At 39.2% G+C, this 11,955-nt stretch carries 12 protein-coding genes, 1 tRNA gene and 2 pseudogenes; 10 read left to right on the top strand and 5 right to left on the bottom strand.

Annotated elements, in window-relative coordinates; genetic code table 11:
* The 3 genes and pseudogenes from FTU92_RS09300 to FTU92_RS09310 form a co-directional block, all read left to right on the top strand.
* Positions 1 to 117 (top strand): annotated as a pseudogene (locus FTU92_RS09300) (transposase); the annotation flags it as partial.
* A gap of 364 nt (positions 118 to 481) precedes the next feature.
* Positions 482 to 1,450: an IS30 family transposase gene (locus FTU92_RS09305; protein ID WP_257218809.1), complete on the top strand. Its 969-nt coding sequence runs from the start codon at positions 482 to 484 to the stop codon at positions 1,448 to 1,450.
* A gap of 423 nt (positions 1,451 to 1,873) precedes the next feature.
* Positions 1,874 to 2,240, top strand: a pseudogene (locus FTU92_RS09310) (transposase domain-containing protein); the annotation flags it as partial.
* Positions 2,241 to 2,367: 127 nt separating this feature from the next.
* On the opposite strand, the gene FTU92_RS09315 reads toward FTU92_RS09310, so the two are convergent.
* Both FTU92_RS09315 and FTU92_RS09320 read right to left on the bottom strand, forming a co-directional pair.
* Positions 2,368 to 2,444, bottom strand: a tRNA-Ile gene (locus tag FTU92_RS09315).
* 138 nt (positions 2,445 to 2,582) lie between these two features.
* Positions 2,583 to 2,726: a hypothetical protein gene (locus tag FTU92_RS09320; RefSeq protein ID WP_154320842.1), complete on the bottom strand. Its 144-nt coding sequence runs from the start codon at positions 2,724 to 2,726 to the stop codon at positions 2,583 to 2,585.
* A gap of 306 nt (positions 2,727 to 3,032) precedes the next feature.
* On the opposite strand from FTU92_RS09320, the gene FTU92_RS09325 reads away from it, so the two are divergent.
* Positions 3,033 to 3,611 (top strand): 1-acyl-sn-glycerol-3-phosphate acyltransferase, encoded by a 579-nt coding sequence (locus FTU92_RS09325; RefSeq protein WP_004971428.1) that lies wholly within the window; start codon positions 3,033 to 3,035, stop codon positions 3,609 to 3,611.
* 99 nt (positions 3,612 to 3,710) lie between these two features.
* Positions 3,711 to 4,460, top strand: a complete 750-nt coding sequence (locus tag FTU92_RS09330) for a YebC/PmpR family DNA-binding transcriptional regulator (RefSeq protein WP_070155957.1) — start codon at positions 3,711 to 3,713, stop codon at positions 4,458 to 4,460.
* 85 nt (positions 4,461 to 4,545) lie between these two features.
* On the opposite strand, the gene FTU92_RS09335 is transcribed toward FTU92_RS09330, so the two are convergent.
* Entirely contained in the window at positions 4,546 to 5,016 is a 471-nt protein-coding gene (locus FTU92_RS09335) for an Lrp/AsnC family transcriptional regulator (protein WP_180096142.1), read from the bottom strand.
* 488 nt (positions 5,017 to 5,504) lie between these two features.
* Between FTU92_RS09335 and FTU92_RS09340 the strand changes: the two genes are divergently transcribed.
* Positions 5,505 to 6,509: a hypothetical protein gene (locus FTU92_RS09340; protein WP_218944555.1), complete on the top strand. Its 1,005-nt coding sequence runs from the start codon at positions 5,505 to 5,507 to the stop codon at positions 6,507 to 6,509.
* Positions 6,510 to 6,588: 79 nt separating this feature from the next.
* Here the strand turns inward: FTU92_RS09340 and FTU92_RS09345 are convergent, their stop codons facing one another.
* Positions 6,589 to 7,353 (bottom strand): glutathione S-transferase family protein, encoded by a 765-nt coding sequence (locus tag FTU92_RS09345; RefSeq protein WP_096902290.1) that lies wholly within the window; start codon positions 7,351 to 7,353, stop codon positions 6,589 to 6,591.
* 268 nt (positions 7,354 to 7,621) lie between these two features.
* On the opposite strand from FTU92_RS09345, the gene ychF reads away from it, so the two are divergent.
* Positions 7,622 to 8,713 carry a redox-regulated ATPase YchF gene (gene ychF / locus FTU92_RS09350; RefSeq protein WP_004971435.1) on the top strand — a complete coding sequence of 364 codons (1,092 nt, stop codon included), beginning with the start codon at positions 7,622 to 7,624 and terminating at the stop codon, positions 8,711 to 8,713.
* A gap of 127 nt (positions 8,714 to 8,840) precedes the next feature.
* Here the strand turns inward: ychF and FTU92_RS09355 are convergent, their stop codons facing one another.
* A complete protein-coding gene (locus FTU92_RS09355) occupies positions 8,841 to 9,332 on the bottom strand; it encodes a hypothetical protein (protein ID WP_180096144.1) in 492 nt (163 codons plus the stop codon).
* 119 nt (positions 9,333 to 9,451) lie between these two features.
* Between FTU92_RS09355 and FTU92_RS09360 the strand changes: the two genes are divergently transcribed.
* The 3 genes from FTU92_RS09360 (at position 9,452) to purT (ending at position 11,932) form a co-directional block, all read left to right on the top strand.
* The gene (locus FTU92_RS09360) at positions 9,452 to 10,189 is read left to right on the top strand and encodes an AzlC family ABC transporter permease (RefSeq protein ID WP_171062558.1); all 738 of its coding nucleotides are present in this window, start codon (positions 9,452 to 9,454) and stop codon (positions 10,187 to 10,189) included.
* Positions 10,186 to 10,533: an L-valine transporter subunit YgaH gene (gene ygaH / locus FTU92_RS09365; RefSeq protein WP_004971441.1), complete on the top strand. Its 348-nt coding sequence runs from the start codon at positions 10,186 to 10,188 to the stop codon at positions 10,531 to 10,533. Before FTU92_RS09360 ends, ygaH begins: the two co-directional genes overlap by 4 nt.
* Positions 10,534 to 10,714: 181 nt before the next feature.
* Positions 10,715 to 11,932 (top strand): formate-dependent phosphoribosylglycinamide formyltransferase, encoded by a 1,218-nt coding sequence (purT, locus tag FTU92_RS09370; RefSeq protein ID WP_179988445.1) that lies wholly within the window; start codon positions 10,715 to 10,717, stop codon positions 11,930 to 11,932.
* Positions 11,933 to 11,955: the final 23 nt, after the last annotated feature.

The raw sequence follows: 11,955 nt of genomic DNA on the forward strand, positions 1-11,955 counted from the left end.
TGGAAGCAGATGAAATATTATTGGCGAGATTTTCAAGTCATGACAGCTGATAAAATAGAGCAATGGGTGGAGAGAGTATCAAACCAATTCGGAAAAGAATACATGTTTACTTTTTAATGACAGCTTACTAAAGAATAAGATTACAATTAAAAATTTATCATACAGTTGACCTACTTCATTACAATAACACAATAACAGGTTAAGTTTATATATCAATTGGGTTTAATTTTTATATTTTATCAGCAGTGTAAAATATTCCTATAGCAGTATTAAAAGTAACCCAATAGTTAATATAACGTCATTTTAAAATACTCAAAAATTTTATCTTTAGCACAAGAAGTAACAGTCCACACACCGTATAAACAAGGTTGGCAGAGTAAAACTTGAAGTGCGACATAAACCACCTAATTAATTTAAAGGGTTTATGGAGTATATAAAATTGTCATACCATCATCTTAACTTTGAAGATCGTACTGCATTAATGCTTGAGTCAAGAAAAGAAGGCTTTTCACCCAGAAAATTTGCTGAACTTATTAAAAGACATCCTAGTACGATCTATCGTGAACTTAAAAGAAATAGCATCAATGACGTTTATCAAGCTCAATATGCTTCTGATAACACCTTCGCTAGACGTAGACGTGGTCATAGAAAACTCAAAATCGATTCAATCCTCTGGAAATTTATTGTTGAAGCGATCCGTTGTTTATGGTCTCCTCAGCAAATAGCAAAGCGTTTAAAGAGATTTCCTGATTTGGATCAAACAATGAATGTAAGCCATACAACGATTTATTCAACTATACGAGCATTACCAAAGGGTGAGCTGAAAAAAGACTTACTATCCTGTCTGCGTCATGAAAATAAAAAGCGAAAAGCTAACGGTGAACCTAAAAAAGATTCTATATTACAGGATATTAAAACTATTCATGAGCGCCCAGCCGAAGTTCAAGAAAGAAAAATACCGGGTCATTGGGAAGCCGATTTAATTAAAGGTAAAGACAATAAAAGTTCGATAGCAACACTTATTGAACGAAATACACGGCTCTGTATCTTGGCAACATTACCTGATGCAAAGGCAGAATCAGTGCGCAAGGCTTTAACTGAAGCTCTGAAATATTTACCCGCAGAACTGCGTAAAACATTGACCTATGACCGTGGACGTGAGATGTCAGAACATAAAATTCTCGAAGAAGATTTAGGCATAGATGTATATTTCTGTGACCCACATTCGCCATGGCAGAAAGGCACATGCGAAAATATGAATGGTTTAATTAGGCAGTATTTACCTAAAGGGATTGATTTAAACCAGGCAGATCAGCATTATTTAAATCAAGTTGCCATGTCACTGAATACTAGCCCTAGAAAAGCGTTAGATTGGCTTACACCATTAGAGAAATTTGCTCAGCTTGTTGATTATCATAAGGCTTTTGAAACTGTCGCACCTCATGTTTGAATTCGCCGTTTATTATTTTAATTTAATAAATCAAAAACTTGTAGTATCTAAAAATACAATGCGTAAATATTTACAGCTCAAGTTCACACTACAGTATCGGCTTATAACCTAGAATATGTATTCTTGACTTATATAAACTTTATTTTCTCGAACGCATAAATGCTGTTTATCCTGAATGGATTCCTGCCGTTGTGTTCTACCAAGAAGTTTTAGAGTTTGAATATCTAGAAACGGTCAGAATCTTAAGGGAATATCTTGCAACAATATAATCAGTCACCAAACTTGAACCCTAACAGCTCAACTGTGTTAAAAAAATATGGTTTTTGCCCCCGCATATGTAAGCCCTACTATGTACAGACCAAAGGTAAAGTTGAACGCTTTAATGAATACCTCAAATCAAGACTATATTAATGGCTCAACTAACACCATCTGACGCTGCTATCGGATTCCCTAACCGCTCTGAGGATCAACTACAGCCTAAAAAACTGGCAAGCACTCTGGCCGCTATCTGGTTGATGGTAACTTACCAATCAACATAAGAAGCATTGCTTCATAAGGGATCTAAAATCAGATGTGTTCCAGGGCCTTGGGACGTAATAACTAGTTATTTGCTGGCTCGATGAGCAGTTGTCAGCGAGCAGCTAATATCATACACCTGATTTAGTCAGCAAAGCTGAATGGACTGGATCCGCATGCCCAATTAAGTGATGTGCCGAAAAGGTTGCCGATACATAAAGTGACCCAGATTGAAGAATTACTTCCACACCGATGGAAACCCAACTCAAATTAAAAAATAGCTATGGGGTTTAGCGAATGCTTACAGAATAATGTTGATTTAAGCCGCTTACCATTTGCTTACCAGAATCTAAAAACAAAAAAACCACTTACGATTAGTACACGTAAGTGGTTGTTTTATATGGTGGGCCCAGACAGACTTGAACTGTCGACCAACGGATTATGAGTCCGCTGCTCTAACCGACTGAGCTATAGGCCCTATAATTGAATTTGTTATATTTCAACAAGTTCAAGCGCAAAGAATACTAGCGAAGATTTTTTAAAAACACAAGCCATTTTCAGAAATTGCTGTATAGATAGTCAGCAGACGAATTTGATTATTATTGAAATATAAAAACTACACCTTCACTTTCCGAAACATTGCCCGATGCAACTTTAAACGCTTCTCTTTACGCACTTCTAAAAACAACTCAAACATTGACCATACCAAGACCAATAACAACACAGTCAATGCCACAAGAAAAGTCGTCAAATAAGCCACTTTAGTATCCTTCCATGATGCGTGGAATAGTGAAATGATGAATAGAATCATAGCTAATTACGACCAAAGTCTAATGATTTACAAATCATTTGAATAGTGCATTTTTGCTCAATTTAAGACTTAATTTCTCTCAATTCATATATTTTTAATATTAAAAACAAAGTATTTAGAGTTAAAACCAATAAAAGATATAACGCTATATCAACTGCATCACTTGAGATTGCTATATTTCAAACAATTTTCTGTTGACTCTTATATAAAACAAGCAGAAATTATGCATTTCCAGATTCATCAGCTGTTAAATCTATGTTGAAAAAATTTATAGGCGAGTCCGCATTCAAACTTGCAGGATGGCAATATCAGGTAGAACCCAACATCCTCGAAAATAAACAAGTGATCGTCGGTTTTGAACACACCTCAATGATGGATGCAATCCTCTCGCTTGCTCTGTTCCAAATTTATGATATTAAAATTCATACTTTAATCAAAAAAGAGCTTTTTAAAGGGCCACTTAAACCTATTTTAGAAAAAGTCGGCGGTATTCCAGTAGACCGTAAATCTAACAAAGATATTGTGTCGCAAATGGTCGAACTTTTTGATCAAAATGAACATTTCAATTTGGTCATCGCACCCGAAGCAACTCGCGCAAAAACAGGTGAAGCCCGCAAGCCAATTCGTACAGGTTTTTGGCATATTGCCAAAGCAGCCAATGTGCCTATCGTTTTAATGTATGCCAACTCACAAACCAAACAAGGTGGGATTTTTGGCAAAATCTATCCGACAGATTTAGATCACGATATGGCACTTATCCAACAATTATATAAAGAACATGTGGGCTTAGATATTGTCATTCCTGAGCCTAAAACAACTCAAAGCAACACTTAAAAAACCTAAAACTCTGCCCTTTATCTAAAAAAAGGGCTTATGTTAGAATGGGCGCAATTTTGATAGGCATACTGCCAATCTGTAAGGAGCATAGTTCGCATGGCGGGTCATTCCAAGTGGGCCAACATTAAGCATCGTAAAGCCAAACAAGATGCTAGTCGTGGTAAGTTGTTTACCAAATTTATTCGTGAATTAACAACTGCTGCAAAGCTCGGCGGTCCAGATGCGGCAAGTAACCCTCGTTTACGTGCTGTTGTGGAAAAAGCACTTTCAGTTAACATGACACGTGACGTCATTAACCGTGCCATCCAGCGTGGTGCAGGCGGTGAAGATAACGACGATCTTAAAGAAGTAACCTATGAAGGTTATGGTGTAGGTGGTGTTGCGGTTATTGTAGAAACCATGACAGACAACTTAAACCGCACCGTGCCAGATGTACGTCACTGTTTCTCTAAAACTGACGGTAACTTAGGCACCAATGGTTCTGTAGCATTCCTATTCACCAAACGTGGTGAAATTTCATTTGAAGATTCATCTTTAGAAGATCAAGTGATGGAAGTGGCTTTAGAAGCTGGCGCAGAAGATATTGAAGTGTCTGAAGATGGCATTTTGGTTATTACTACGCCAGAAGCTTTTGGTATAGTTCAAGATGCGCTAACAGCAGCAGGTTTGAAATCTGACAATGCTGAAGTGGTTATGAGTCCATCGACCAAAGCAGAAATTACAGACATCGATCAAGCGAAAAAAATTATGAAAATGATTGATATGCTTGAAGATTTAGATGATGTTCAAAACGTATATACCAACGTTGAATTCTCTGATGAAGTTTTAGCACAATTAGACGCATAATCGGTCTAACTGCAATTCCTAAAAACGCACGTTCTCGTGCGTTTTTTTATAGATCCAGTCAAAATAATTCTAAGATTCTAATAAATTAAACTTTATTTAATAAACCATGACAGTTTAAAACATCATATTCTTTAATCACAAAGCTAGAATGCAAACCTGCCACATGCTCAATTTTACCAATCCGTTTTAATAAAATTTCGCTGTAATTTTCCATATCTCGTGCCACAATCTCTACAATAAAATCTGCAGTCTGTCCTGTCACCAAAAATGCACGTATCACTTCAGGAATGCTTTCCAATTCATCCAAAAATTTGGCAAAAATATCGGTATCGTGTTTGCTCAAAGACACCTGCAACAACACATGCAAACTAAAGCCCAGTTTTTGATAATTAATTTCACGCTTTAAACCTGAAATAATTTTATGATCGATCAGACTTTTAATACGGCGATGCACCGAACTTACCGACAGATTAACCCGCTCGGAAAGTTCATTCAAATTGACATCTTCATTGCTTAAAATTTCTAAAATATGCTTATCGTAGCGATCTAATTCCATTTTCAAGCACTCAATCTAATCTGATAAAATTTAAACTCATGCTGCCATTATACTTAAATTATTTTGCAGACTAAGCATCTTTATCGAAAATTATTTTCCATTATTAAAGCAAAATGTTTATGATTCAACAGATCACCGCTTATCGTTTTGAACAACTTAACAGACAAACGGAACAGCTTTCTAATTTATTGATTTTCAAATTTTTAAATTTAAAAAACTCAACAAAACAACGAATCTACTCATACATTTTCACAATCCCGACCGTCTATCTTTTACAAGTGTATAGAAATGTATTAAAACAGATGCGCTCGACAATAAGCACAATGCAGCACAACAAAACCAATAAAAATACAAGGAGTCGTCATGGCTTTTAAATCTCTAAGCTTGCTGAAAATAAAATTAGCTCTGTATTTACCGTTGAAACTCAGACCAGCTCTTTATTCGATGGACTCTTAAGTGGTGGCTCTTTAAGCAATACCTTTTCTGGTTTGCTTGGCAGCCTGACTAGTTCGACCTCGACCACACCTACCCTAGATTCTTTATTAAAAAGTTTACTCTCTGGCAGCAGCTTAGATAGTTCTAGCCTAACCAATCTAATCAGCCAATTTTCAAGCTCGAATACCAACTTAGATATCACCAGTTTAATTAGCAAACTGACACAATCCAATGGCGGTAGCTTCGATATTGCTTCCATCACCAATTTACTCAGCGGCATGATTGACAGCAATGCAGGTGATTTAGATATTACGAAACTCACCCAATTAGTGAGTGGGTTAATCGGTGGTAATACGGGTAATCTTGATATTGCTCAAATTGCTCAACTGGTTAGTGGCTTGATTGGTGGCAACATCGGTGGAGGTTTAGGCGGTCTAGATATCGCAGTGATTGCTGAACTTGTAGGCGGTTTAATCCAAGGCAATGGCGATCTTGATATTGCGCAAATTGCTCAACTGGCAAGCGGCTTGATTGGCAGCAATATCGGTGGCGGTTTAGGCGGTATGGATATCGCGGTCATTGCTGAATTAGTAGGCGGTTTAATGCAAGGCAATGGCGATCTTGATATTGCACAAATTGCGCAACTGGCAAGCGGCTTAATTGGCGGTAACATCGGTGGTGATTTAGGTGGTCTAGATATCGCTGCTCTAGAACCAATTCTTGCGTTGCTTAATCCTGAAGGTCAGCTTGCAAGTGACTTTGATCTAGGTGGTTTATTAAATAATCTGACTGGAGATACAACTGGTGGTTTCAGCTTAGATGGCTTGAGTGATGGTTTTGACAACTTAATTTCTGGTTCAGATTTTAACATCAGCGACTTACTGCAAGGTGCGTCATCTACAACCAGTTCAGAGATCAATATTGATAGCTTAGTCCCTGCATTAGGCGATGCATTTGGCAATTTAACTGGTGGCACATCAGACACTCAATTTGATTTAGCTACCCTGCCAAATTTGGTACAGACTTTTGATTTGAATAACTTAAATTCTTTGTTCTAATCCTTGGTTTTAGGTTTTTATACATCAGTATCCAAAAAATACGCGCAGATTGCGCGTATTTTATCTGAGGCGATAACATTTAAATACCGCGCCAATCTACACGTGCATTACGCTCAGTTTGATAAATACGAGAAACATATTGCCCTAAAGGTAAATCCAGCAAATATTTTTTATAATCTTTAAATTCTTCAGAAATCACTTCATCATGTTCTTTTTCCCACGGCGTTCCAGAAATTTCCAAAATAGGTGCAAGCATCGAACACACTGAAATATCGGCTAAACCTAAACGCTCACCCACAAAATAACGCCCGTAATTATCAATCAAATGCTGATTTAAAATGACAATTAATTCATCCATCCGCTGTTTGGATTCTGCAACTTTATCTTGATCGAGCTGATAGCCCTTAGACACCAAGGCTTTAATAATTGGCTTGGAATATTTAGAAAATTGACGCAAATAGCCTTTTTCGCCAATTAAAATTTCCAAAGGTTCTTCACTTTCAGATAATGCATGCGCCAACCCCCATCGACGCACATGCTGCCCCAATTCATCAGCCAAAGTATTTATGGCCAACGCATGTTTATATTGTTCGGCATCACTGCGTAACAAGGCATGTTCGGGGTAAATATCATCTAGATATAAAGCAATTTGAGTCGAATCTGCTATCCAGCGGTCTTGATCACGTAAAATAGGTAATTTATTTTGCCCTGTTTTTAATTGGGCAAAAGCGCGATGCACGCCTGGAATTAAGTTTTGCGCATCATAATCTAACTCTTTATGATCCAATAACCAGCGAGCTTTCTCACAAAAATGAGACAAAGGAAACTGGTATAAGATGCGCATAAAATCTCCATATTTAAAATTTTGATATCCAAAGCAGTATCAATACTGTGCTTGTCATACTTTAGTCATAGCCTCTTATAATTACAATGTACTTTTTATTCAAAATTCAGGCGAAACAGTCAGCAATTCAAAATCAATTCCGAAAAGAAATTCAACGTACAGCATCAAGCACGCTAGATTGGAGAAACATCTGTCCGATGACCTGACTTTATCTGCCCTTTCATGTAAAATCGTGCCTAATTTTTAAATAACACGTTGTGAGTTATTCATGGGTTTTAATTGTGGTATTGTGGGCCTGCCAAACGTTGGTAAATCTACGCTTTTTAATGCTTTAACCAAAGCTGCAATTGCAGCGGAAAACTTCCCGTTCTGTACCATTGAGCCAAATACAGGCATTGTACCTGTGCCAGATTCACGTTTGGACAAATTGGCGGAAATCGTAAATCCGCAACGTGTATTACCAACCACGATGGAATTTGTGGATATTGCAGGTTTGGTTGCAGGTGCATCTAAAGGTGAAGGTTTAGGTAACCAATTCCTTGCCAACATTCGTGAAACCGATGCGATTGCGCATGTAGTTCGTTGCTTTGAAGATGAAAACGTCATTCACGTAAATGGTAAAATTGACCCATTAGATGACATTGCAACCATCAATACCGAACTTGCTTTGGCCGATTTAGAAACGGTAAGTAAAGCCATTACACGCTTAGCAAAATCTGCCAAAGGTGGCGATAAAGAAGCCGTAGCGACCAAAGCCGTTTTAGAAAAAATCCAACCTTTACTGGATGATGGCAAGCCTGCACGTGCAGCCAATTTAGATGACGATGAACGCAAATTGGTTCGTGGTTTTGGTTTATTAACCTTAAAACCAACCATGTATATTGCGAACGTGGCAGAAGATGGCTTTGAAAACAACCCACACTTAGATGCAGTCAAAAAACTTGCTGCAGAAGAAAATGCGATTGTGGTGCCTTTATGCAACCAAATTGAAGCCGAAATTTCATTACTTGAAGATGAAGACCGTGCAGAATTCCTAGAAGCTCTTGGTATGGAAGAACCAGGGCTGAACGTAGTGATTCGTGCAGGTTATGCGCTGTTAGGTCTGCAAACTTACTTTACTGCAGGCGTACAAGAAGTCCGCGCGTGGACAGTGAAAGTAGGTGCAACTGCACCACAAGCAGCAGGCGTAATTCACACTGACTTTGAAAAAGGCTTTATCCGCGCAGAATGTATTGCTTATGAGGATTTCGTACAATACAACGGCGAAGCAGGTGCAAAAGAAGCAGGTAAATGGCGCTTGGAAGGTAAAACTTATATCGTACAAGACGGTGATGTTTTACACTTCCGTTTTAATGTTTAATTGTTTTTATGTTTAGTTTTAGAACAATGCTTACAGCCGAGCATTGATTCAATAAAAAAACCTCGATGCTTACATCGAGGTTTTTTTATGGGCGATTCCGCATCACATTAATGCAGAACAACCTCAATTAAGACTGCACCACATTGCCCTTTTGTTTCGGGTCAGTATTGCCCAATTCAGGATGCGCCAAAGCATCAGCACATTGTTTTTTATCCCGTTCATAATCAGCTTGTTTTTGTGCAAGACTGCTTGAACTGTCAATCGTCGCACGTGCCCAAATTTCCAAACTGGTCAAAGCCTTACGACACAGCGCATATTTCCCTTCCGTTACAGAGTCGGTCATTTTGACATTAATACGCCAGTCGGTACTTAATTTACGGGCAGGTTTGCGGACTTTATCTTCAATTAAGTTACGCTGTTTACGATACACGTACGGCTCAACTTCATTCATTAATTCCCACGCGGCTTGCGCATACATAGTCGCATCATTGGTGAGTTTTGGCGCAGGCTTAATTTCTACTGTTTTTTGCGGGTTGTTGTCATTGCTACACGCTTGCAATAACAGGCTACTGCATAACATTGAAGCAAGCAGGATTACAGGTGTTTTCAATTTCAACATATCGGTTCGCCCATACAAACAATTCGGCATCATGCTAATGAATTCAAGTATAATACACAATCTTCATTTGACCCATCGTTCAACTTTCTCCCACAAGGTGTGTCGTGTCCGTACACAATATTCAAACTGCGCCCGCAGCAAGTTTTTGGCAAGGTGCAAAAGATAGTCAGGCGATTATTTTCACCTATCTGCCTGTTTCTTTTGCTTTTGGTGTTTCTGCAACTCAATTCGGCTTTAGCGCATGGGAAGCCTTATTTTTATCTTGCTCGATGTATGCAGGGGCGAGTCAATTTTTAGTCGTTGCCTTATTGGGCAGTGGAACTTCAATCTGGATGACCGCATTAACGGTAATCGCCTTGGATATTCGACATTTACTTTACGGCCCGGCCTTACAAAACCTGATTCAAGATCGTTTAAACCTAAAAAAAACTGCAATTTGGTCATGGGGTCTGACCGATGAAGTTTTTGCCTCAGGCATGATTAAACTGTCACAGCGCCGTCAGGAATGGTCTGAATCATGGATGCTTGGACTGAGTTTATTTAGTTGGTTGTCTTGGGCATTAGGCTCTTTGTTAGGCGGATTATTTGCCGATCAAGTCACTAAAATGCCACAGTTTTTGCAAGCGGCGCTCGACTTTTTACTGCCCGCTTTATTCCTTAGCTTCTTATTGGCAGCATTTGAAAAGAAACACACCTTTGTCGTGGGAATCACCATTCTAGTATCTGCCGTAGCTTGTTATTTTATTGACTTATCTGCTGCAATTTTTATTGGGATTTCTTCAGGTATTTTGGCGGGATTATTTAAACACTATGTTTTAAAACAACCCGACCCTGAACATACAGGAGCAAAATCATGAGTTTAGAAATTATTTTGGTCGGTATTATGGTCGGTATCGCAAACTTCGCCTCACGTTTTGGGCCATTTTTTGTGATTCAAAAGTTTCAACAAGGCTCACAGCAACGTGGTGCTTTATGGCTTAAAATCGCTTTGGGCAGCATTGGTATAGCCGCAATTAGCTCTATGCTCGTGGTTGCAACCTTGCCACCTTTGCTTGAAACACCCAATAAAAGTTTTGCGATGTTGATTGGCTTTTTAGTGCTGACAGGTTTGTATTTTAAGTTTAAGAAAATCGTACCTGCAACGCTTACCGCAGCCATCACCTATGGTTTAATTTATACTTATGTGCCATTTTCGTTCTAATGTTGCTGAAATTTAGAGGTTGAATCGTCCAAATGATCTATTTCAGGATTCAGCCTTAACTGCTTTAAAGCACTGAATGCAATATAAGTAGATGACAAAATCATGATTTTGTTGCAAACAGGGCTTAACTCATGGAACAGTTCTGCTATGCTAAAAGCCCACTTTAGCAAGGACGATTCACATGAGCGTGACCATTGGTACTCCCCTTCAATCTTCTGCTTTTAAAGTTTTGCTATTGGGTTCAGGGGAACTCGGTAAAGAGGTGGTAATTTCACTGCAACGCTTAGGCGTAGAAGTACATGCCGCCGATCGCTACGACCATGCGCCAGCCATGCAAGTCGCACATTATGCTTATACTTTAAACATGGCAGATGCCACAGAATTAAAACAACTGATTGAAAAAATTCAACCCAATTTAATTGTGCCTGAAATTGAGGCCATTGCGACATCAGTTTTACTTGAAATTGAAGCGCAAAATATTGCAACAGTGATTCCATCTGCCAAAGCGGTAAATTTGACCATGAACCGTGAAGGCATTCGTCGTTTGGCTGCAGAAGAATTAGGTTTGCCGACATCCGCTTATCGCTTTGCCAATTCTCTCGAATCTTTCCGCGCTGCATGTGATGACATTGGTTATCCAAACTTTGTGAAGCCTGTGATGTCATCTTCAGGCAAGGGACAATCGCGTGTCACCTGCTTTGATGAAGTTGATGCAGCTTGGGAATATGCCCAGACTGGCGGGCGCGTCAATCAAGGCACTGTGATTGTTGAATCACAAATTGACTTCGATTTTGAAATTACCTTATTAACCGTACGTGCTAAAAACCCAGAAACTGGTGCGATCGAAACTTCATATTGCGACCCAATTGGTCACCGTCAAGATGCAGGCGACTATGTAGAAAGCTGGCAACCTCAAGCCATGAGTGATGCTGCCTTGACTGAAGCGAAACGAATTGCACACAAAGTGACTACTGCCTTAGGTGGTTGCGGTATTTTTGGTGTAGAGCTGTTTGTGAAAGGCGATAAAGTCTGGTTCAGTGAAGTATCTCCACGTCCACACGACACAGGTTTGGTGACATTGGCTTCACAATTCCAAAGTGAATTTGAATTACATGCCCGCGCGATTTTAGGCTTACCTGTCAATACCACACGCCATAGCGTTGCAGCCAGTGCGGTGATTTATGCAGGTGTCGATGCAACGAATCTTTCATTTTCTGGCCTGAATCTTGCATTAGCACATCCCGATACAGATTTACGTTTATTTGGCAAACCTGAAGGTTTTGAGCGTCGTCGTATGGGCGTTGCCACTGCACGAGCAGAAACCACAGAGCAAGCGCGTGAGCTAGCTCAGCAGACTGCGGACACTGTTCGCGTACATTTAAACGAAAATCAAAATTAAGCTCGTCATTGCATAACGGAATT

Origin of the sequence: Acinetobacter sp. YH12205 (genome assembly GCF_013418125.1) — a bacterium.
Lineage (GTDB): Bacteria > Pseudomonadota > Gammaproteobacteria > Pseudomonadales > Moraxellaceae > Acinetobacter > Acinetobacter towneri.